The organism is Niallia sp. 01092, assembly GCF_052318935.1.
Lineage (GTDB): Bacteria > Bacillota > Bacilli > Bacillales > Cytobacillaceae > Niallia.
In genome coordinates this window covers 13,494-37,082 of the sequence record NZ_JBQRKO010000017.1, presented here as the reverse complement: position 1 = coordinate 37,082, position 23,589 = coordinate 13,494, and the positions used below count along the sequence as shown (strand labels likewise).

Sequence of the window (23,589 nt, the reverse complement as noted above, 5' to 3'; positions counted from 1 at the left end):
GGAGAAAGTGAGATGGCTATGAAGAAAAAAATTATACTTACTTTATCAAGTATGATTGGAGTTATCGTAATTGGGCTAGTTGCATATATTGCATATTTATATACAAGTGTTGAAAAAACGGCTGATAAAATTTATGAACCTATTGATGGAGAAGGGAAAACAGTAGGAAAACAAAGAGAAGAAAATATTAAAGGAAAAAAGCCAATAAGCATTTTATTGATGGGAGTAGATGAGCGGAAAAATGACGTTGGCAGGACGGATGCCTTAATTGTCATGACGTTGAATCCTTCAATAGAAAAATTGCAAATGGTTAGTATTCCAAGAGACACGAGAACTGAAATAGTTGGAAACGGTACTCTAGACAGAATCAACTCTGCCTATGCGTTAGGGGGAGTAAAAATGGCGATTGATACAGTGGAAGAATTTGCTGGAATAAAAATGGACTACTATATAAAAGTAAATATGGAAGCGTTAAGTGGAATGGTGGATGCTTTAGGTGGAATAATCGTTAACAATGAAATGGAATGGTATGATGAAGGATATTATAAAAAGGGGTATCATTATCAACTTGGAAACATTGAATTAGATGGTCCCCAAGCGTTAGGATATGTCCGCATGAGAAAATTAGATCCAGATAATGATTTTGGAAGAAATGAGCGGCAAAGAAAAGTAATAACAGCCATTATTGATAAAGGAATGAGTATATCATCTGTTTCTAAATTTGACGATATTCTAGATTCTTTGGGGGAAAATGTGAAAACAAATATTTCTTTGGAAGAAATGATAAATATCGAAAAAAATTATAAAAATACACGCAATAATGTTGAACAATATGAAGTAATTGGGGAAGATTCAAAAGGTGGAAAATATTTTTTCATTGTGTCTGATGAAGAAAAGGAGAAAGTACACAAAATGATTGGTGACAGTCTTATCAATTAATGAAACAAACTATATTAAATGCTCGTTAACTAAGAAGGTTCCCTGTTCCCAGGTGTTTAAAACAATTGAAGATAGGAATCTTAATGAAATCGCTAGAATATTGTGAAGAAACTAAAACTTGGATATATCCTGTTCAACATATCTAAAAGCATACTATAAATTAACAGCAAAAGACATTACATCGGCAGTGCAGGAATTAGTTTGATTTTTTCCATATATAATAAGAGAGCAGCATTTTATTTGTGCTGCTCTCTTTAATGCCATTATCTGTACTGTTTTGCTGAAAAAAATTGAACGATAGGAAAAATAATTAAGGAGAGGCATAAAGCTGCAAATAAAGACACATTTCCAAATTCATTTTTTCTAACAAAAATTATTTTATCTACTATCCAAAGTAGGAATAAGCTGCTCGTTAATATATAGTAGCTTGTTTTAGCGCTTGCAGTAGTAATCTTTTTTCCCATTTTATCTTTCTGTACCTTTTTATCTGATCCCCATGTGAAAATTTGAAGCCTTTTGGTGTCAAGGATGTTTTACAAAAATTAATTATTTAATTAGGTGCCTGTATAATCCGAAGGTTGTAGTTTCTTGTGATAAAAGTTCGACAAGTGCAAGATGGCGAAAGTGGTACTTTAAACTTATAACACTTAACGCTGTATCAGAGTAATAGAGATTAAATTACATAAAACATAGTTACATAAAGAATCGAATAATTAGTGTTCTGACATTATTCATGAATTCTTGTATTGCAGAAGCGTTCTATTTGGTGAATTATTGGCTTTGCACTTGTTACAATTATCATTTTTATTATCCTGAATTTTTGGTTTATGAATAAAATAGAGTTTTTCATAGACTTCTTCTTGTGTATAAGGAATTTGCAAAACTTGCCATGATTTCTGATGGGATAGGAATTGATTGACAAAAGTGTATAGATGCTTTACACTTTTTATATGATGAATAAAGATGAAATTTCTAAAGAGAAGATTAGTGATGTCCTTTTGGATTTGATTAATACGTTCTCTAAAGTAGATCGGAAAAATAAGGACTATGGAGTGGGTGAACCTTTATATCATTCGGAGATTTATACACTTAAAGAAATAAAGGAACATGAAGGTGTCCATATTACAGCACTAGCTGAGTATTGTGGGGTGACCAAGGGAGCGGTATCCCAAGTACTTAAAAAACTTGAGCAGAAGGGGCTGATCATAAAAGAGAGGGATATTCGCAATCAGTCGAGGATTATTCTGAAATTAACGACTAAAGGTGAAGTTGCCTATGCTCATCATTTGGAGCATCATAAAAAATTTAAGAAAATGGTCGTCGAAATTTTACAGGATGTTCCTGCTGAAAAGGTAGCCTTTGCAAAAGACTTTTTAGTGAAAATAGAAGAAAAATTGAGTCAAATATAACCGAAGCCCCACAGGGAATTTTTTTTGAAAAAAGTGTATAGTATCTATACGCTTTGATGGACATTGATTGAATAAGAATCAGAATACAGAAGTCTAGCTGAAAGAGTAGAGTATCTAAACAATTTAGGTCCAGTGAACTGCGGGTTTAAAGAATTTACAACTCGTGATACTTCTGGATTTAACTTTGAAATGTAAAAATTACGAATTATAGGAGGAAATACAATGGAACCACTTATTGTACTTGTCGTTGTCACACTGGCGATTCTCGGAGCAGGAGCCGCAGGGGTAAGCCGTCTACGGTCATGGCCGGTCGCACTTCGGGGCGGACTAGCAGCAATGTTCGTGCTGACCGGGGTGGTTCATTTCGTCTGGATGCGGGAAGATCTTATCAGCATGGTCCCACCAGCACTGCCATACCCTGGCTTAATTGTGACCATCACTGGTATACTGGAACTGGCCGGCGCTGTTGGATTGCTGTGGCGGCCGACAGTCCTTTGGGCAGCAGGCGGGCTCACTGTCCTGCTTATTGTGATGTTCCCAGCCAATATCTATATAGCACTCGAAGGTCTCACAACCAATCCTGCAGATGCTCTGGTCCCTCGCACCATAATGCAGCTTGTATTCCTGACAGCGACCATTGCAGTCCTTGCATCCGACATTCGTCGTCGGTCTAGTCAGCAACCACCGACAGCACAGGACAGGAAAATCAAATAACTTTTTTAACACCGTTCCATTTTCGAACGGTGTTTGATGTGTTAAAGAATTAAAATTAAAAGACTTTATTGCCATTGCTGCAGCTTTTGAAGAAACAAGAGTTGGAAACAAGTAGCTAGAATATTTTGGGAAAAATCTTACTTCAATCGTTTCTCTTGAGGCAGTAAAAGAATTAGAACCTACTGTATTGGCACTAGTTAAGTTTAAATTTCAACCAGCGATATAAAAGAGGTTTGAGAGAAAAAAACAATTCTTTTTTTTGTGAAAAATTGACGATTAAAGGAAGAAGTTATATTATATCGATAAGAGTAAATTTTCCCTAATGGTGAAAATTTATTTCGAAATAAGAATTGGGTTACCGTGTATAAAAGGAAATGATGTAGTAAGTACATAAAAAGAACCAACTGTGAAAGGGGGACTGGAAATTTGAAAAAAAAGAAATTTCTACTTTGGACAATAGCAATCATCTCCATTTTTCTTATCACATCCATTGTGTATAGTTTTTTGCGTGACGATGATCCATATCAGTATTTTACTGGATTAGGAGATAGTTTTGATATTTCTGCAGATGATGCAACATATGTGTTTTCTTATTATAAGGATGGGAAAGAAGCAATTTATTTAGCAAATGCAGATGGTACAAACGTAAAGCAATTAACAGAAGGGGAAACAGAAAGGCATCATAACCCAAGATTTTCCCATGATAGCACAAAAATAGTATTTTTATCAAAAGATGCAGACGGAATTAATTCCCTTTATACGATAAATAGTGATGGAAGCAATCCTACGAAACTAGTATCGAACAAAATGCATGTTTCCGAAGCGACTTATTCTCCTGCTGATGACACGATTTATTATATAGCAATGCCTGCTGATGAATTTAAAAAATCAGAAGAAGAAACGAAAGAGGGCTATGAGTTATATTCTATTGACACAAATGGAGAAGACGAAAAACAATTAACAAATGCAGATTACTTCAGCATGAATTCTCTTTCGGTATCATTAGATGGCAAAGAAATATATTTTAGCTCTTTTGACGGAAAAGAAAAATTCTATTCCTATTCATTAGAAGAAGGAAAAGCGAAGGAATCTATACTAACGAAACATTTGCCAAAGGACAGCTACTCTCCTCAATTATCTACGAATGGCGAAAATATGCTTTATACAGCAGTTTCGAAAGAATCAGAAAACAAATCTCTCTTTGAGTATGAACTGTTTTTAATGGATACGAGAAATGGGGAAACACAAAGGCTGACAAACTTGAAAGCATCAGTCGCATCCCCTCGATTTTTTCATAAAACGAATAAAGCAGCTATTTTGAAAAATACGAATTGGCCAAACGAACCGTCTAAATTTGATTTCATTACGGTGGATTTAGGAACGAAAAAATTACAAACCATTTCCTTCGATATAGCAAAGCCTAATGATAGCCACCGATTGATTCAAATGGTAAATCAACTTGTTAATGGCATAACGATAGCTATTTTGTATACTGTTTTAGTAGGATTATGGTCCACTTATCAATATATACAGAGCAAAAAAAGCTATTTACCTGTTATCATCAGCTTTTGTCTAAGCGTTACAGCCTTTATCGCTAGTTTCGTTGTGACCGTACTCATCGATCCTTGGTACGGAATTGCGGTTGCCATGATCTCAGCATCATTATTAGGCTGTACACTGATTGTGTTTATTTATGCTTTTGCTTTGAGATTTTTTGGGAAAAGAAAAAAGTAGTTTAATATTTTTGTAATATAAGAGAGGTGCTTTCTATATAGGAAGCGCCTTTTTTAATTGTATAATTAATAAAAAAGGAGGAACTGAATATGGTAAAAGCAATCGTTTTAGATCATACATCAATTGATGTAAACAGTTATCAGGAAGAAAAAATAAATGGATTACATCAAATTTCTGTTGTTTTTTCTGTAACAAGTGAGGACTATCATGATATAACGACACTGCTGTATAAAGGAATGTTTCATGTTTCTGTTCCTGAAAAAGACCTCGTATTTCGGGGGGCGATTCATCAATATTCTACGTCTATAACTAATTTGTATAAAAAAGGAAAAGTTGGTGAATTTTCATTAAGTATTCGTGAAATGAAACATGAAGAAGGAAGACAATCGTGATGAAGCTAAGCATATTGGATCAATCACCTATTTCCTCCAATCAAACAGCAGAAGAGGCTCTTCAGCAATCGATGAGATTAGCACAAGCTGGAGAATCATTTGGTTATACTCGCTATTGGATTGCCGAGCATCATAATTTACCTGGACTTGCATGTTCAGCTCCAGAAGTGATGTTGAGTTATATTGGAGCAAATACGGAAAAGATTCGTATCGGCGCAGGGGCGGTTTTGCTGCCATATTATCGCCCATATAAAGTAGCTGAAACATATAATATTTTGTCTACCTTGTTTCCTGGCCGCATAGACATTGGGATTGGAAGAGCTCCTGGTGGATCAGCAGAAGCAACCAATGCGTTAACAGACAATTTTTTGCAGCAAGTATGGGCACTGCCAAATTTAGTAGAAGATTTGCTGCGTTTTTTAGAAAATGATTTTCCATCTGACCATATGTTTGCAAAGGTGACAGCTTCCCCTTTACCGAAAGCCCCGCCAATGCCATGGCTTCTAGGCACAAGCAAAAAAAGTGCGCTGCTTGCCGGACAAAAAGGGATTGCCTACGCATTCGGGCAATTTATGAGTGATAAAGATGGTGCTGAAATTATTCAACAGTATAGAGATGCATTTATACCAAAAAAACATGGGGATATGCCACAAGTTATCTTAACAGTTTCCGCTGTTTGTGCAGAAACAATGGAAAAAGCAGAAGAAATTGCTTTCAGTTCCCTTGTCTGGTCCTTACAAAGAGGAGAGGGAAAAGGAGAAAAAGGTGTTCCTTCCAGAGAAGAAGCAATCGAATATATGCGAAACAATCAAGAAAAAGAAAGAATCGAAAAAATGAAACAAAAAATGATCATAGGCAATCCAAAAGAAGTAAACGAGAAACTGCGTCACTTAAAAGCAATATATCATGCAGATGAGATTATGATTGTAACCATTACTCATGATCCAGAAGACCGAATTCAGTCCTATCAATTGATTGCAAAAGAAAGGTTAATGAAAGATGATACATAAGAGGTCCTATCTGCAGGGGCCTAACAAATAGTCAGAAATACTTTACTTTCTTTCGTTTCCCTAAAAACAGAAGCACTGTTCCTTACTAGAGTTCTTTTATTTACAAATGGAGGAAACTCTTATATTATTTTCTAATAGATAAAGGCTGTTTTCTCAAAGTTTGTTGTTTTTTACATATATATATCATATGGAAAAGCGTTTCTTAGCAGCCTGCATACACGTAGACATCTGTGGGAATGCGAGAAAGACGAGACCCCGCAGGAGCGTATGCGACGAGGAGGCTCGACGCTCGCTAAACGGACGAAGTGTATGCAGGCTGCGCGTTTAAAAGCAACAATCTATACGAAAACAGCCTAGTTAAAAACGGGAATTATTTTTAAAATGCAGAGTGAAAAAGGAGATAAACGTGATAAAATATATTATTTTTGATTTTGATGGAACAATTGCCGATTCTAAATTGGCTTTTTTACATGCATGGAATCAACTTTCAGAGAAATATAAATACAAGAAGCTAAAAATCGAAGACTATGAGATGATAAGAAGGCTTTCGATAAAAGAAAGAAGCAAATTAGTTCAGTTTCCTATGTATAAACTGCCTGTATTTATGCCTGAGCTTTTAAAATTGTATAGAGAATCAATCACAGAGATTAAGTTGTTTGATGGAATGAAAGAATTGCTGATAAATTTAGAAGAGTCGGGCTATCAAGCAGCAATTATTTCTTCAAATGCAGAAAAAAATATTCGTGAATTTTTAGTGAACAATAAATTGAACAGTATTAAAGAAGTATTATGTTCAAGCCGTATTTTCGGAAAGGATAAAATAATCAGCAAGTTTTTAAAATCTCATGGGCTTCAACCATCGGAAGTGATTTATGTTGGGGATGAATGCCGTGATATTGTCGCCTGCAAAAAGGTAGGGGTGAAAGTTATTTGGGTAGGTTGGGGCTATGATGCTGCTGAAATTGCTCATGTAGAGAATCCTGATTATTCCGTTAATAAGCCTGATGAAATAGCGGAGATTATTGGGTATACTCCTTCATAATGCATAAAAAGGATGAGATCAAGATCTTTTTTGGATTTTAACTCATCCTCTTTATCTATCGTTTGTGATTCCAAACATATTCAATGGCCTATATTCGAGCATTTTTTATAACATTTATCATCATTTCTGCATTCGGATAGTTCGCTTCTGTATATTGGTGAATCACTTTTTCTTGATCAAAATCAACACGTTCAATCGAGGTGCTGATACTTCCTTCTTTGATTTCAACTAAGCCATATGAAGCTTTTGTTAATCCATCAAAAGGCAGCCCAACACTGCCAATATTCATGATTATTTTACCGTTAATATATCTAATATACGGTTTATGTATATGCGCATATATGTAGACTTCAGAATCTGTCCTCGACATTAATGTTTCTTGGATAACTGTATCATCCGTATTTGGAAGAACGACATCAAATAGACTAGTTGGTGTTGCATGAAAAGCATGAATAGATGCGCCTTCTGCTTCAAAATGGAGTTCAGTAGGCAAGCTTTCCAAGTAGTCAATATCACTTTGCTGTAATTTGGAGACTATCCATTCTCGTTCAAGATTCATTAATTCCAATACTTTATCAGGAACCTCCCCTTTTTGAACGCCTCGTATAACCCATTCATCGGCATTTCCCTTAATAATACTTGTATTTAAGCTGCGAACTAAATCAAGGGAACGTCTAGGCTCTGGTCCTCGATAACAAAGATCGCCAAGGACATAAATATTATCAACATTTTTCTTATTTATATCTTCTAGTACGGATTCAAGTGCAACTGCATTTCCATGTATGTCTGAAATGAACGCAATTTTCATGGCAACCAAAGCTCCTTTTAAATAAACTTTTGACATCATTGAGGATGTTCAAAAAGTCATCAAACTAAAGCCTTTAATTTCTCAGTTGGCTTACTTCTAATTTGTTCCCTTTTTGAACATATAAACATACTCTAATATTATCATTTCTTTTGGAAGAAGTTAACTAAGATATTCTCTAGTAATGCAACCTATCATTGCAGTCGTGTACCACATAGTTGATAACTAGAAGTGGGAATCTTCTCTCCTTAATTTATTTTAAACACATTAATCAAAGAAATTATTGAATAAATTCCAATGTTTCTTTAAATTTTAGTTTAAATAAAAAATGAAATAGGGTAGAATAAATCTATCTTGCTTTTCTGGAGGTTTATATGTTTAATTCAAAAAAAAGTCAAGTAATTGACTGCACGATTCGTGATGGTGGACTTGTTAATAATTGGGACTTTAGCGTTGATTTTGTCCGTGATTTATATAAATATTTAAACGCTGCTGGTGTGGATTTTATGGAAATTGGCTATAAAAATTCACCAAACCTTGTATCAACAGAAGGGGTTGGCCCATGGCGTTTTCTCGATGAAAACTTTTTAAAAGAAGTCATTCCAAATAAACAGCATACAAAGCTTTCTGCTCTTGTTGATATTGGTAGAGTGGATGAAAATGATATATTGCCTTGTGAAGAAAGTCATCTTGATATGATTCGTATAGCTTGTTATTTAAAAGATGTTGATAAAGCGATTGACTTAAATAATATCTTTAAAGGCCGAGGCTATGAAACAGCTGTCAATATTATGGCTGTTTCAAATGCGATGGAGCATGATTTATCAGAAGCACTTATTAAACTAAATGAGAGCAGCGTCGATGTTGCTTATATCGTTGATTCATATGGTAGCTTATATCCAAGAGATATCGCTTATTTAGCGGATAAATTCAGCCGACAATGCCCAAATAAAAAATTCGGCATTCATGCACACAATAACATGCAGCTTGCTTTTTCGAATACATTGACTGCCATCGAAAACGGTGTTCAATATCTTGATAGTTCTGTTTTTGGAATGGGACGAGCAGCAGGAAATTGTCCAACTGAGCTACTATTAGGTTATTTAAAGGATCCTCAGTATAATGTTAAACCGATATATGAAGCTATTGAAAACTTAATGATTCCACTGCGAAAAGAAGTGGAATGGGGCTATATTATCCCGTATACGATCACTGGTCAATTAAACGAACATCCACGTTCGGCTATGGCGTTAAGAAATGGTGAAAATAAAGATCGTTACAAGGCATTTTATGACCAATTAACAACAGTAGAAACGACTGTAAAATAAGAAGATAAAAATAAGTGAGGAGTACTCTTTGTAGTATTCCTCATTTTTTGTATGATGAAAAATAATATGAATACTGAATCAAGGAGAATAGTAACAAAAATTGGGATGCAAATGACCGAACTCTACCTAAAAGAAACTCCCGCTTAGTGTAAATAGGAAGTGATAAATAAAAAAACTGCTGAAATCAATTTGGTTTCAGCAGTTTTTTTATTAAAGGCTCTGTTAAATTCTATTGTTGATTTATGAATAGTCAGGGAATCCACTTGCCTTCCGCGGAAATCGAGCGATAAGCTTCAGAAAACCCCTTTTAACAGAGCTTATTTTCAGGGTAGACACCCATGCAAGAAAATTTGCACCATGGCGCATGGAAAGAAGCAGTCTCCACATTTATAGCGCAGAGCAGCGTGAATACACGAAGACTCCTGCGGGAAAGCGAGACAGACGAGACCCTGCAGGAGCGTAGCGACGAAGCGGCTCGGCGCTCGCCCGCGGAAAGCGTAGTGTATTCACGCTGCGGAACTACTTTTCAGGGTAGCTTTAATAAAAGAAGCTATATATCAACAGCTAATTTATAATAATATTATTTTCCTATAAAAAACATTTTAAAAATACACAAAAATTCTGTACATGAGAATAACTATCTGTTAGAATTTTATTAAAAGTTGCATTAGGTAAACATATTTTTATCGGTTTAAATAATTTGTCCTAACGCAAGGGAGGATATTATGAAAATTATTTCAGTGAAAGATTTAGCCGTTTCATATAATGGGAATCCTGCTTTATATCAAGTGAATGTTGATTTAGAAAGTGGAAGATTAATTGGTGTGGTAGGTCCAAATGGTGCAGGAAAATCAACTTTTATCAAAGCATTACTGGAATTAACACCGAAAGATGGAGGAAAGGTTGAAATTTTCAATGAACCAGTAAAGAAAAATAAAAAAAGAATTGCTTATGTACCGCAACGAAGCAATATTGATTGGACATTTCCAATTACTGTATTAGATACAGTAGTGTTAGGAACATATCCGACACTCGGTCTTTTTCGTCGCCCAGGTAAACGAGAAATAGCATGGGCATATAAATGTTTGCAAAGAGTGGGGATGGAAGGTTTCGCAAAAAGGCAAATCGGAGAGTTATCTGGAGGACAGCAGCAGCGTGTTTTCATGGCGAGAGCACTTGCTCAAAAATCTGAACTTTTTCTTTTAGATGAACCTTTTGTCGGAATTGATATGGCTAGTGAGGAAGTTATTGTCCAAATATTAAAGGAATTAAAAGCAGAAGGCAAAACGGTAGTGGTAGTTCATCATGACTTAAGTAAAGTAGAGAAATATTTTGATGACCTTATTTTGTTAAATAAAACCGTTATTAAAGTAGGCCCTGTTCGTGAAGTGTTTACAAGACAACATATTATTCGAGCATATGAAGCAGATTTTCAATTTCAATCATTTTTGCAAGATCATTCTGTTCAACATTCTGCAAATGCTGAACATGTATAGAAAGGAGGAGGAAAAATGGATTTTATTCAGGCGGTAATGAATTATGGATTTTTACAGAAAGCATTGTTGACTTCTGTAATGGTTGGTGTTATTTGCGGTGTAATTGGAAGCTTTATTATTTTAAGAGGGATGTCATTAATGGGGGATGCGATTTCTCACGCTGTTTTGCCGGGAGTTGCAATTTCTTATATTTTTGGTTTTAATTTCTTTTTTGGTGCCGCAGTCAGTGGGTTAATAGCGGCGCTTGGCATTGGATATGTAAGTCAGAATAGCCGCATTAAAAATGATGCAGCGATTGGTATTATGTTTAGTACATTTTTTGCACTAGGAATTATATTAATTACGATGTTAAAAAGTTCAAGTGACCTTTACCATATTTTATTTGGAAATGTGCTAGCTGTTCGTACATCCGATATGTGGATTACTTTTTTTATCGGATTATTTATTTTAATAGTCGTATTTGTATTTTTTAAAGAATTATTAGTTAGTTCATTTGATCCTACTATGTCAGCTGCGTATGGTCTTCCAAATAAAGTAATTCATTATTTGCTAATGACATTGCTAACACTTGTGACTGTTGCATCCTTACAAACAGTTGGGATTGTACTTGTAGTTGCTATGTTAATTACACCTGCATCAACGGCGTATTTATTAACGAATAGACTTTCAGTGATGATTTGGTTGGCTGTGACTTTTGGAACACTGGCTTCGGTAATTGGCCTTTATTATAGTTATATCTATAATTTAGCATCAGGAGCATCTATTGTTGTTGTTTCAACGATATTCTTTTTAATCGCTTTTATATTTTCACCAAAGCAAGGCATTTTATGGAATAAAATTAGATCATATAAACAACGTGTTCGTTCACGTGAAATATAAGATAAGAATAAATAAGAGGGAGCTACTTTAATGAAGAAAATTTTTATAATTGGGTTAATGTCCATATTAATTATATTCGGCGTTGCTGGCTGTGGTAAATCTAGTGATAATGGTGAATCAGATGGTAAAGTGAAGATAGTGGCTACTTATTCTATACTTGCTGACATCATAAAAAATGTCGGTGGGGAGCATGTATCTATTCACTCCATTGTACCAGTAGGTAAAGACCCACATGAATATGATCCACTGCCAGGAGATATTCGTGCAAGTACAGATGCAGATATGATTTTTTATAATGGTTTGAATTTAGAGACAGCAAATGGCTGGTTTAACAAAATGTTAGAGACTGCAGGTAAAAAAGATAAAGAAGATGAGGAAGTTTTTTGTATTAGCAAAGGGGTTGCTCCAAAATATTTAACGTCAAAAGGGAAAGAATCAGAACAGGATCCGCATGCATGGCTTGATTTAAATAATGGTATTAAATATGCGGAAAATGTACGCGATGCTTTAATTAAAAAAGATCCAAAACATAAAGAAGATTATGAAAAAAATGCTGCTGAATATATTAAAACATTAAGTGACTTGCACAATGAAGCGAAAGCAAAGTTTGCTGATATTCCAGAGGAACGACGTGTATTGGTAACGAGTGAAGGTGCATTTAAATATTTCTCTGCTGCTTACGGATTAAAAGCAGAATACATTTGGGAAATCAATACAGAAAGTCAAGGAACAAGTGCACAAGTAAAACGAATTGTCGACATTATAAGAGAAGGTCATATACCTGCATTATTTGTTGAATCAAGTGTTGATCCAAGAAGTATGGAAATGGTTTCTCAAGATTCAGGTGTTGAGATTAAAGGAAAAGTTTTCACTGATTCTATCGGAAAACCAGGTTCTGAAGGAGATAGTTATCTTAAGATGGTGAAATGGAACCTAGATACTATTCATAAGGGCTTAGCAGAATAATAGAACAAAACGAGTATCTCAAAAAATAAGAGTGCTCGTTTTTTGTATTGGCTCTTTTTGTATAGATTATTGTTATTTAACCCTCAGCCTGCATACACTTCGCTTTCCGCGGGGCGAGCGCCGAGCCGCTTCGTCGCTACGCTCCTGCAGGGTCTCGCCTGTCTCGCTAATCCCACAGGAGTCGTGCGGACGCCTCTCCTAACCAAAATGATGGTCGTTTTCAAACTCTCTATACCATTTTTACCCTAATAAATTTAAGTGTTTCACCTACAAATTATCTAATAAAACACTTTTTCAGTGCCGTCGCTATGCTCCTGTGGGGTCTCGTCTTTCTCGCTTTTCTAAGCAGGAGTCTACGTGTATTCAGGCTGCTCAGTGTTTAACCATGTTTATTGTTTTATTCAAAAACAACAAACTTTTAGAAAACAGCCTTTGTATTTTAAGGTCTATCATCATCTGTTAATTAATGGTGAAAAAAGTTAAAGCAATATATTTCAAACGATTAGAAGGAACCATATCATTCATATAAGGCTACAACATCATTCAATTCGTGTAATGCATGTGGTTCTATTTTTAATGTCGTCGTTGGTTCACCAGTGCCTCCGTAAATAAAATCATATTGGAAAAGCTGTTTGTCAACGATGCAAGGCAAGTCAATGCCAATCATTGCCACACTTCCTACATGGAATCCGGTCATTTTTTCAACTTCATCAGGTGAAGCTAAGTTTACTTTGTAGCAGTTTATTAATTCCGCTATTTTTTCGAAACAAACCTTTTTTCGTTCACCAGAAACAACGAGATAAAAATATCCTCTATCGGTTTTAAGTATTAATGATGGAGCTGTTTGGCCGATGCGAATACCGAAATAGCTGGAGCCATCCTTTGCTGAACGGATCGGTTTTTCATGGTGGATCAATTCATACTTATAATTGCTTTTCGATAATATCATCTGTAATTTTTCCATTAGAAACACCTCCTTATTCATTTTACTAAATTCGTTGTTTTCATTGCGCTTTTTCATTTACTTGTTGCAAAATTGCCTTATTTAAAGCTGATTAGAAATATATAGATTTCCTTATTATGCCAAGGTATACTATTAAAGAAAAAGTCTGAAGGACAAAAGGAGAGGATGACGATAAAAAGTTATTTGAATGTTACAGAGGGGAAAAACAGTTGGAAGCGTTATTTAAGTTCCGTTCTTATAGCCATTGCATTTATGTTTGTTGGTTCGATAATATACGGTGTAATTGAAGCAATAATGGTTTACTTCGATGGTGATGAAAGTACGTATATTGATTTTGATACAGCAATGCCTGTTGGTATTAACCCCAATCTTAATTTATTGTTAACACATATAGTCAATATTTTATGGGTGATTGGCATTTGGATAGGGGTTCGTTTTATACATAAAAGACGTTTCATAACACTTATTACGCCCAATAAAACAATCCATTGGGGTAGAGTATTGTGGGGATTTGCTGTATTTGGCGGATTGCTGATACTCACGACACTTATTGATTTTCTATTTAATTCATCTGAGTATAGCTGGAATAATGTACATGTGAAAGAATATATCATTTTATTTTTAATTGTTTTAATTTTGGTGCCAATCCAAACAACGTCAGAAGAATTGTTCTTTAGAGGAATGCTTCTGCAGTGGATAGGAAAAAGATTAAAACAGCCGATTCTACTTTCTCTTATTATTGGACTTATTTTTGGATCCATGCATTTTGCTAATCCAGAAATGGGTAAATCATTTGTTTTCGTAGGTTTGGATTATATTGTAACAGGATTTGCATTAACCTATATTTCTGTTAAAACAGGCAGCTTGGAACTATCCATTGGGGCACATGCTGCCAATAATATGTTCCTTTTTTGGTTTTTAACTACTGATGATTCGGTAGCAGGAGATATTCCAAGCTTATTTAAAACTGTTAATGACTCTCCGGGCATTTCTCTAATCTGGTCCATTGTTATTTTTATTGTTTTTTATTTATTAAGCAGGAAAAAAGTAAATAAAGAACGCAGTTAAGCGATATAAAACTCCTATGAAGTCTCGTCCTTCGTCTCCGCCATCTAACAAGGGAAAGGCAGATGCAAACCTAATAAAGGTGGCGTGAGCGGAGCTACTTCATCCATCATAAGGATAAAAAACAAACTATGGAGCACCATCACTCGTATTGTTCTATTAAAATTGGCGTAGCTCCGGCCCCTTTTCCATAAAAAAGAATGAAGACCCATAGTGGCAGCAGCCTTCTATGGGTCTTCATTCTCTGACTATACTCTTTTTCTACTCACGAATAATTCACTCTTACCCTATTAAGATATTTTTTGTAAAAGGTTTGCATGAACTAGTCGATTTCGTACGATAATGCCGATCCAGCTCGCTAAAAATGCTTTAATTAAGCCAACCACAATAAAAGGATAAGCTCCAGCATCTAGTGCAGCACTCCAGCTCATATCAAGTACAAACTTTAATTGAATGGTTCCTAGAATTAATGTAATGATCATGCCAATTGTATTAGCAGCAAAGGCCATTGGAATCGAATACGTTGTTTTTTCTAAAATATAACCTGTAACAAATGCAGAAATAATAAAGGCAAAGATATATCCGCCAGTGGGCCCAATTAATACGCCAAACCCAGCGCTTGCTCCTGCGAATACAGGTAATCCAATGGCTCCTAGCAATAAGTAGCAAATCATGGAGATTGCTCCGTATCTGCTTCCAAGGATAGTAGCTGTTAATCCAACTGCTAATGTTTGACCGCTAATCGGAACATACGGCAATGGAATTTCCATTTGAGCTAAAATGGCTGTTATCGCAGCAAAAAAGCTGCATAATATTAAATTTTTTAATTTCATTATTTTTTACCTCACTTTTAAAATGTAAACTATTACATATGAAAGGTTAACATATAATTAGTATTATGTTAAGTAAAAATTTTTTTGGTATAAAAAATAATTTTAACGAAATAAGTTGTATTAAATTCTTTCTTTAAATCCACAGATAGAAGGTAGTAAAAAATCAATAAACTAAACAATTCTTGATTTTTTCCATTATAATAAGAAAATAAACAGCATGTTAGGCGGGAAAAGATTGATCGATCATAATGAACGACCATTAAATTATTTATATACATATGCGTGTCATGAGGATGAAATATCATTATGCAGATTGGAAATGCGGTCATTGTTCCATGTTGATAGTGAAACCTTGTTAATAGAAAGTCCGTTGCGGATAGATCCAAGTCGCAGTCCATTTATAAAAGACAGAATAGATCTTTTATATAAAGGAAAAAGTGTGGAGGAAATAATATGTCAGGTCAGGGACTTGCACATTAAAGATACTACCTTTAAAGTTATTTTTATCGAAAATCCTGATTTTCGAGGGGAATTTCCGTTTGAAAAAAGACGAGAAATGGCAAGAATGATAGGAATGGAGATAAAAGGAACGGTCAATTTAGTAGACCCTGAACATTTGTTTGCAGTGATGCCTGTAAAGGATGGCTTGGTATTTGGAAATTATCATAAAAGCGAGTCGATTTGGCTGAAGCATCAATCAAAACCACAACAATATTCAACTGCTCTTAGCACACGTGTGGCAAGAGCGGTAGTGAATATTGCTGTCCCGAATCCAAAAGGAAAAAAAGTGATTGACCCTTGCTGCGGAATTGGAACTGTTTTAATAGAAGCATTATCGATGGGGATAGACATTGTCGGCAGTGACAGAAACCCTCTTGTAACGGGAGGAGCACGGGAAAATATCGCTTTTTTTGGACTAGAAGGCGAAGTAAGGTTAATGGATATACGGGATATAGAAACTCATTATGATGTTGCTATAATCGATATGCCATATAATCTTTGTTCTGTTTTGCCTTCTGAAACGAAATTGGAAATGCTGCAATACGCCCGCCGTTTTGCAGACAAAGCCGTTATTATTACGGTAGAAGAGATCGATTTTTTTATAAAAGAAGCAGGATTTATAATTAAGGATCGTGCAGTTGCAAAAAAAGGAAATTTTATCAGACAAGTGTTGGTTTGTGAGTAAACATTGTTTTTTTCAAATGGCTGTGTTAAAGCTAATTGTTGATTTTAAAACTTTGTTGATTGGAGCGGAAGGCGTGAGACTCCTGCGGGAAAAGCGAGTCAAAGGGAGACCCCACAGGCGCACAGCGACGGCACTGAAAAAGTGTTTTATTAGATATAATTATAGGTGAAACACTTAAATTTATTAGGATAAAAATGGAATAGATAGTTTGGAAACGACCATCATGTTGGTTAGGAGAGGCGTCCGCACGACTCCTGCGGGATTAGCGAGACAGGCGAGACCCCACAGGAGCAAGGCGACGAGGAGGCTCGGCGCTCGCCCCGTGGAAAGCGTGTGGTAAGCCTCGGAAAACCGAACGAAAACCTCTGCGTTGCTTGGATTGTCACTACCTATATATTATAGCATTCACTTTTTCAGTGGCCTCCGCACAGCGCCGAGGAGGCTCCCGGACCGCCCGCGGAAAGCGAATGCCTGCAGTGGAAATCAACAGGCAAGTTTAACAGAGCTTTTCAAATAGAAATAGAATTTCTACAGGAGGAGAACCGTTTTTGAACATAAAGCTAAATCAAAAAATCATTAAAGAATTATGTGGCACCGTCTCCTTCAAAAGAGGGGATTCTTTTTATCAAAATAATAAAGTCGAATTTACGGAATATCAAGCAAACGGTTGTAAAGCAATCGTAAAAGGAGGCGATGATTTTTATATCACAATTAAAACGGATGGTGATGGAGGGATGCAATCGGAATGCAGCTGTCCAAAATTAGCTTCTTTTGATCGGGAATGTCAGCATATTGCCGCAGTACTGCTTGCTGTGCTGGAACATGAACGAAATGGCACCGTTCCAATTATACATCAGCATCCATTAACAGAAGGATTATTGCAATTATTTGATGAAAAACCTATACGTTCAAGCGGTCATCAAAGCCATTTTGAAAACAGAGAAGTACTTGAGGTGGATTTTACTTGCCGATTGATTGGTAAAGAAAAGGAGCCGCAGCTGCTTGGAATAGACATAAAGATTGGATCAACGAAAGTGATGAATATTTCTTCTTTTTTAAGCCATATAAAAGAAGGAAAGCCGTACAAACTTTCCCCAGGTTTTACATTTGATCAGCAGCTTCATTGCTTTCCAGCAGAAATAGATGCCGTTATTGGACAGCTTGTTTCTATGAGAGAGGATGAAAAGTTGTTTATAGATAAAATGAAAGAGATTGAAGGGATAAGCAGTGAAATCTTTCTTTTGCCGCCATCCTCTTTTGATCGACTTGTTCCTTCCCTTAAAAATCTCCCAAATGTAACGGTAGAGTATGGCGGATGCCGCTATGCTGGTTTCCATGTATCAATTGAGCGGCTTCCATTGACATTTGAGTTTGTTGAAACAGCAGGGAAAAACTATCGGCTAAACATATCTGGGTTTCATAAAATAATCATTTTGCCTGCTTACCAATCTGTCTTTACAGAGGGAAAATTAACGCAGCTCGAAAATCAAGATTGTCAGAGGCTTGTACATTTACAAGAAATGCTCTACAAAGCTGGAACAAATAGTATACCATTTGAAAAAAAACAGGTTGATTTTTTTCTAGAAAAAGTAGCTCCAGGTTTAAAAAAGTTGGGAGCTGTGGAGGTAGGCAGTGCAGCAGCGAAGCAGTTTCAAACAGATCAGCTGATTGCTAAATTATATTTGGACCGGGTAAACAACCGTTTGCTTGCTGCATTAGAATTTCACTATGGCCATATTGTATTGAATCCATTGGAAAAGAAAGAGGTTTTGGAAAATGGATTTTTATTGCGGGATGTTGAAAAAGAAATGGAAATCCTCAAATTAATGGAGAACAGCTCTTTTTCCAAAACAGACAGCGGCTATATCTTGCAAAATGAAGGTTTAGAATATGCTTTTTTATATCACACTCTTCCCACACTAAAAAAAATAGTTCAAGTGTATGCTACAACTGCAGTCAGAAACAGAATTTTTCGGGAAAATGCCAAACCGATGATTAAGGTAAGCATAAAAAAAGAGCGGACCAATTGGCTCGAGTTTAAATTTAATATGGATTTCCCAGAAAAAGAGATACGGGATATTTTAACTGCACTGGAAGAAAAACGAAAATACTACCGTTTAAGAAATGGATCACTTCTCTCCTTGGAAACAAGAGAAATGGAAGAGATACAGCGATTTTTGCAATCGCCGCAAATTCAGCAAGAGGATCTTATCAATGGTGTAGATTTATCCATCCATCAAAGTTTTCCACTTGCTGCGTTTTTGGAAGAGAATCATTTGTTGGAGAAAACGGAGTCTTTCCGCGAATTTGCAGCAATTTTGCAGAAGCCAGGCAGTATGAACTTTGATGTGCAAAAAAATATAGAACCTATCCTTAAGGACTATCAAAAAATAGGATTTAACTGGATGAAGACATTGGCTTATTACGGATTTGGCGGCATTCTTGCGGATGATATGGGACTTGGGAAAACATTGCAGAGCATTGCATTTATTTTATCAGAGCTTAAGACGATTAGGAGAGAAAATCTTCCAGCATTAATTGTTTGCCCATCATCATTGACATATAACTGGTTGAATGAATGGATGAAATTTGCTCCTGAAACACAAGTAGTTGTGATGGACGGCAATAAAACCGAACGGATGAAGCTACAGAAGGATTTAAGGGAAATAGATGTAGTGATTACTTCCTATCCATTATTACGAAAAGACAGCACTTGGTTTGAAAAACAAAACTTTCATTCGGTTATTTTTGATGAAGCGCAATATTTTAAAAATCCGTTCACTCAGACAGCAAAAACAGTAAAAAAAATCAAGGCAGATTACCGATTTGCTTTAACGGGGACACCTGTGGAGAATGCTTCAGAAGAGCTTTGGTCTATTTTTCACGTTGTTTTTCCTTCCCTTTTTTCAGGGTTAAAAGAGTACAGCCATTTAACAAGAAAAAATATTGCAAAACGAATTCGTCCATTTATGCTCCGTCGTCTAAAGGAAGATGTCCTCACGGAGCTTCCAGAAAAAATCGAATGGCAGGAATCAACGGATATGCTTCTTGAACAGAAAAAATTATATGGAGCGTATTTGGCAAAACTGCGTCATGATACATTAAAGCATCTTGACAAGGATACATTACGGAAAAATAAGATTAGAATTTTGGCAGGATTAACAAGATTGCGGCAAATATGTTGTCATCCGCGACTGTTTGTGGACGGTTATCAAGGCAGCTCTGCAAAATTTGAACAGTTAATGACCATGGTAGAAGAAGCGAAACAATCGAAAAGAAGGGTATTGATTTTTTCCCAATTTACGAAAATGCTTGAGTTGATTGGAAGAGAGCTAGCAATAAGGGAAGTGCGATTCTTTTATTTAGATGGGCGGACTCCTTCAGAAGAACGGGTGGAATTATGCCGTCGCTTTAATATAGGGGAATGTGATTTTTTCCTTATTTCCTTAAAAGCTGGAGGTACTGGTTTAAACTTAATGACTGCAGATACGGTTATTTTGTATGATTCATGGTGGAATCCAGCAGTGGAAGAACAAGCTGCCGATCGTGCCCACCGGATCGGACAAAAAAATACTGTACAAGTAATTAAATTAGTTGCTAGAGGCACAATCGAAGAAAAAATAAATGAACTGCAAGAGAAAAAAAGGCATCTTATTAACGAAATCATCGATTCAGAAGAGCAGCTGCTATCTACCTTAACAGAAGCGGATGTAAAAGATTTATTAGGGATCGATTAACTTCCCGTTTTTTGATTAGTTGGATACATGAAGAAACAGAGAATTTTGTTGCATTCTTGGGAGCATAAAATAAATGGTTAGTAAATGAAAATATTTAGTGTTTTCTAGATATATATATCTATGACAATCATACTGCCTTTTGTATAATTATTTAAAGGAACTTTAAATTAAATATAAAAGGGTGAAAATATTGAAAGATAAAATAGTTGTAACCGGTTATGGAGTAAAAGCCCCGCGTACAAATAACGCTGCAGAATTTATATCTAATTTAAAAAATGGAGTCTGTTGTTTAGAATCTGTATCAACTCTTTTACCCAATAGAGAAACTACTATTATTGGGCAGATAAAAGAAGGATTAGAGGAATTTGAGTCTAATAAAAAATTCAAAAGATTACCAAGGGTTACTCTTCTTGGTATGATGGCTGGAATGGAAGCAATAAAACATGCTAAACTATCTAATTTATCCGATAAAAAGGTTGGAATTTTTTTAGGTGTATCAGTGGGAGCAATTGGTGAAAAGGTATACCAGGAATCTTTAATGAATATTAATCAAGATAATCTTAGAAAAGTACCTATTATTTTTTCTCACTTTGCTAATTATCATAGTATTACTTCTGCTATCGCTCACTACTTAGGCATAAAAGGAATAACCAAAACAATAACCACTGGATGCACCTCTAGTTTAGAGGCTATACAGGATGCGATGATGTATCTAAAAAGCGGCAGTATTGATATAGCTGTAGTTGGGGGTTCGGATAGCCTTATTAGTAAAATTGGTACCTATGGATTTGCTAAGACCAAGTCCATATCGATAAATCAGGATTTAGATGTAGGGGCTGTCCCATTTAGTCAACAAAGCAGTGGATTTGCAATAGCTGAGGGCTCTGGAATTATTATTCTAGAAAGAGAAGCAGATGCATTAAAAAGAAATGTTGATATACTAGGTGAAATAGAGAATGTTGTATCGTATAATGATGGAGCTTATATTTATTCCATAGATGAAACTGGTGAACAAATGGTTCGGGCTCTTAAAGAAGTTAGCAAAGACAGAAACCCCGATTATATAAACAGTCAGGCGTTGGGAATAAATATAAACGATAGAATTGAAGAGTATGCTTCCAAGGTTTTATATAATCACAAGGTCCCTTATACGTCCATTAAGAGCATGATTGGAAATCCTTATGGTGCTTGCGGGGTATTGCAAGTCATATCCTCCCTGATAAGTATTAACTGTGGGTTTATACCTCCAACCATTCGCACGAAAAAAGATGGTTTTGAAGAGATGAATATTATTACGAAAACTATTTATCAAGAGGTTAATGAAGTAGCAGTAACGAATCATGGTCTTGGGGGCAATAATGCATGCTGTTATGTAAAAAGTTATCAATACTAGTAGGTGGAAATTTTGATCATTTCGTTTTTAACCGCTATTATAGGAATTATTCCAACAGTATTAGCGGTTTCTGTATTAAAATTGTATAAAGGTTCAAAATTGGCAATTCCTTTATTATTTTATATGCTTGCCATTAGTTTATGGCAGTTGGATATTGCCGTTTTATATTTAAAAGGTATTTTTTCAGAATCGCTTATATTATGGGTTTTTAGGATTTTTAGAGCTGGACCAACATTTTTGGTGCCTTTGGTTTTTTATGTCGCATATATTTCTTTAACGAAGCATGCAGTTAATCTTAAAAATACTTTTTTTAATCGGTTTCTATTATTTATGTTTAATAAGAAAGTGTTAGTGTTGTTGTTTATTTGGAGCACAATCATTTATATTCTAAATATGACCGAACTCGGGGTAAGGGGATTAAAAGATTTAGAGATTCTACAAACTAATACGTATTATTATTTCCCGCAATACGGACCACTTCACTTTTTGTATTTTATTCATATCGTTGGTTTTGTTATGTTGTTAGCTTTTTCCTATATCATTGCTAAAAATCTTCAAAATAATTACTATAAGGATTTTTTAAGTACTTTTTTCTTATGCTCTTTTTTATTAATTGTATTCGGGTCGCTTAATTTTACTCCCGGAACAGGGGCGCTATATAGTAGTTTAGGAGTAATTATATTTTCTGTTATCATTATTTTTTCTTTTCTGAGAATAAATACGATGATGACAGTAAATTATAATCGTTTGATTGAGCGTCAAAAAAAATTAGATTATACAGGGAATTTAACAGCTAGTTTAGTTCATGAAGTGAAAAATTCACTAGTCGTTATAAATGGTTATTCAAAATTGTTGAGTGAATTAGAGGCATTACCTAAACAGGGTTATAGAATGAATTCAATGATTCATACTGCAACACAACAAATTGATGAATTAATACAAAATTATATGAAGTATATAAAAAATAATTCAATTGACTACAAAATGGTTGATTTAAATGAAATAATAGATGATGCCATTAAACTAACGAAAGAATTAACAAAAGAAAATTCAGTAGAAGTATCTTTTGTTAGAAAATATAAAACTTTAAAAGCTTATGTAAATCAGACTTATTTAAAGCAAGTGTTGATTAATCTAATCAAAAATAGTGTGGAAGCAATTCCGAAAGATAGAGGTTTAAGAAAAATAACGATTTCTACAAATGTTGAAGCTGACATGATTCTTTTAAACATTATCGATACGGGAAAAGGGATACCTATAGAAAACTGGGAAACTATTTTTGATCCATTTATTACCGATAAAAAAGAAGGATTTGGTTTAGGCTTACCATTTGTAAAAAAAATTATGTTTGAACATCGTGGAGATATAAAGGTAGTAGATAGTAGTTCAAATGGAACAAACCTCCTAATTATTTTACCACAATTTATATTTAGTGACTTCAAAATATAAGATATAATAGTTTGCCATACCTAACAAAATTAAATTGTTTATAACCCAAAATATGTATGTAAAGGCTATTGTAGTGCATGTATGAAAATTTCTTTGGTTTAGTTTTTGTTCCTAAACGTCAGAGCCATTCTATATTTCTATTATAGAATGGCTCATTCAAATTTATTAGGGTAAAAATGGTATAGAGAGTTTGAAAACGACCATCATTTTGGTTAGGAGAGGCGTCCGCACGACTCCTGCGGGATTAG

19 protein-coding genes are annotated in these 23,589 nt (G+C 35.2%); 16 read left to right on the top strand and 3 right to left on the bottom strand.

Annotated features, from left to right (window positions below):
• Positions 1–18 precede the first annotated feature (18 nt).
• The 7 genes from ACTXGU_RS15760 to ACTXGU_RS15730 all read left to right on the top strand — a co-directional run bounded on the left by ACTXGU_RS15760 (position 19) and on the right by ACTXGU_RS15730 (position 7,240).
• Positions 19–939, top strand: coding sequence for an LCP family glycopolymer transferase (locus tag ACTXGU_RS15760; RefSeq protein WP_443482554.1), 921 nt, complete (start codon positions 19–21; stop codon positions 937–939).
• Positions 940–1,871: 932 nt separating this feature from the next.
• Positions 1,872–2,348 (top strand): MarR family winged helix-turn-helix transcriptional regulator, encoded by a 477-nt coding sequence (locus ACTXGU_RS15755; protein ID WP_443482486.1) that lies wholly within the window; start codon positions 1,872–1,874, stop codon positions 2,346–2,348.
• A 222-nt stretch (positions 2,349–2,570) separates the two neighbouring features.
• Positions 2,571–3,062 carry a DoxX family protein gene (locus tag ACTXGU_RS15750; protein ID WP_443482485.1) on the top strand — a complete coding sequence of 164 codons (492 nt, stop codon included), beginning with the start codon at positions 2,571–2,573 and terminating at the stop codon, positions 3,060–3,062.
• A gap of 426 nt (positions 3,063–3,488) precedes the next feature.
• The gene (locus ACTXGU_RS15745; protein WP_443482484.1) at positions 3,489–4,796 is read left to right on the top strand and encodes a DPP IV N-terminal domain-containing protein; all 1,308 of its coding nucleotides are present in this window, start codon (positions 3,489–3,491) and stop codon (positions 4,794–4,796) included.
• An 89-nt stretch (positions 4,797–4,885) separates the two neighbouring features.
• Complete coding sequence (locus tag ACTXGU_RS15740) at positions 4,886–5,188, top strand: DUF3219 family protein (protein ID WP_443482483.1); 303 nt, start codon at positions 4,886–4,888, stop codon at positions 5,186–5,188.
• The gene (locus ACTXGU_RS15735) at positions 5,188–6,198 is read left to right on the top strand and encodes an LLM class flavin-dependent oxidoreductase (RefSeq protein ID WP_443482553.1); all 1,011 of its coding nucleotides are present in this window, start codon (positions 5,188–5,190) and stop codon (positions 6,196–6,198) included. Before ACTXGU_RS15740 ends, ACTXGU_RS15735 begins: the two co-directional genes overlap by 1 nt.
• 406 nt (positions 6,199–6,604) lie before the next feature.
• Complete coding sequence (locus ACTXGU_RS15730) at positions 6,605–7,240, top strand: HAD hydrolase-like protein (RefSeq protein WP_443482482.1); 636 nt, start codon at positions 6,605–6,607, stop codon at positions 7,238–7,240.
• 88 nt (positions 7,241–7,328) lie between these two features.
• Here ACTXGU_RS15730 and ACTXGU_RS15725 read toward each other — a convergent pair whose 3' ends face one another.
• On the bottom strand, positions 7,329–8,048 hold the full coding sequence (locus ACTXGU_RS15725) for a metallophosphoesterase family protein (RefSeq protein ID WP_443482481.1): 720 nt from the start codon (positions 8,046–8,048) through the stop codon (positions 7,329–7,331).
• Between the two features lie 371 nt (positions 8,049–8,419).
• On the opposite strand from ACTXGU_RS15725, the gene ACTXGU_RS15720 reads away from it, so the two are divergent.
• From ACTXGU_RS15720 to ACTXGU_RS15705, 4 genes are all read left to right on the top strand, one after another.
• Positions 8,420–9,373 (top strand): aldolase catalytic domain-containing protein, encoded by a 954-nt coding sequence (locus ACTXGU_RS15720; protein WP_443482480.1) that lies wholly within the window; start codon positions 8,420–8,422, stop codon positions 9,371–9,373.
• Between the two features lie 725 nt (positions 9,374–10,098).
• The gene (locus ACTXGU_RS15715; protein WP_443482479.1) at positions 10,099–10,869 is read left to right on the top strand and encodes a metal ABC transporter ATP-binding protein; all 771 of its coding nucleotides are present in this window, start codon (positions 10,099–10,101) and stop codon (positions 10,867–10,869) included.
• Between the two features lie 15 nt (positions 10,870–10,884).
• Entirely contained in the window at positions 10,885–11,748 is an 864-nt protein-coding gene (locus tag ACTXGU_RS15710; protein ID WP_443482478.1) for an iron chelate uptake ABC transporter family permease subunit, read from the top strand.
• A 30-nt stretch (positions 11,749–11,778) separates the two neighbouring features.
• Positions 11,779–12,714, top strand: coding sequence for a metal ABC transporter substrate-binding protein (locus ACTXGU_RS15705; protein WP_443482477.1), 936 nt, complete (start codon positions 11,779–11,781; stop codon positions 12,712–12,714).
• Positions 12,715–13,231: 517 nt separating this feature from the next.
• Here the strand turns inward: ACTXGU_RS15705 and ACTXGU_RS15700 are convergent.
• Positions 13,232–13,678 carry an aminoacyl-tRNA deacylase gene (locus tag ACTXGU_RS15700; RefSeq protein ID WP_443482476.1) on the bottom strand — a complete coding sequence of 149 codons (447 nt, stop codon included), beginning with the start codon at positions 13,676–13,678 and terminating at the stop codon, positions 13,232–13,234.
• Between the two features lie 165 nt (positions 13,679–13,843).
• Here ACTXGU_RS15700 and ACTXGU_RS15695 point away from each other — a divergent pair, with 165 nt between their 5' ends.
• A complete protein-coding gene (locus ACTXGU_RS15695) occupies positions 13,844–14,746 on the top strand; it encodes a lysostaphin resistance A-like protein (protein ID WP_443482475.1) in 903 nt (300 codons plus the stop codon).
• Between the two features lie 287 nt (positions 14,747–15,033).
• On the opposite strand, the gene ACTXGU_RS15690 is transcribed toward ACTXGU_RS15695, so the two are convergent.
• Positions 15,034–15,576, bottom strand: a complete 543-nt coding sequence (locus ACTXGU_RS15690; RefSeq protein ID WP_443482474.1) for a biotin transporter BioY — start codon at positions 15,574–15,576, stop codon at positions 15,034–15,036.
• A 235-nt stretch (positions 15,577–15,811) separates the two neighbouring features.
• On the opposite strand from ACTXGU_RS15690, the gene ACTXGU_RS15685 reads away from it, so the two are divergent.
• From ACTXGU_RS15685 to ACTXGU_RS15670, 4 genes are all read left to right on the top strand, one after another.
• Entirely contained in the window at positions 15,812–16,762 is a 951-nt protein-coding gene (locus tag ACTXGU_RS15685) for a TRM11 family SAM-dependent methyltransferase (RefSeq protein ID WP_443482473.1), read from the top strand.
• 548 nt (positions 16,763–17,310) lie between these two features.
• Positions 17,311–20,499 carry an SNF2 helicase associated domain-containing protein gene (locus tag ACTXGU_RS15680; protein ID WP_443482472.1) on the top strand — a complete coding sequence of 1,063 codons (3,189 nt, stop codon included), beginning with the start codon at positions 17,311–17,313 and terminating at the stop codon, positions 20,497–20,499.
• Between the two features lie 190 nt (positions 20,500–20,689).
• Complete coding sequence (locus ACTXGU_RS15675; RefSeq protein WP_443482471.1) at positions 20,690–21,892, top strand: beta-ketoacyl-[acyl-carrier-protein] synthase family protein; 1,203 nt, start codon at positions 20,690–20,692, stop codon at positions 21,890–21,892.
• Positions 21,893–21,904: 12 nt separating this feature from the next.
• Positions 21,905–23,341 (top strand): sensor histidine kinase, encoded by a 1,437-nt coding sequence (locus ACTXGU_RS15670; protein WP_443482470.1) that lies wholly within the window; start codon positions 21,905–21,907, stop codon positions 23,339–23,341.
• The last annotated feature ends 248 nt before the right edge of the window (positions 23,342–23,589 follow it).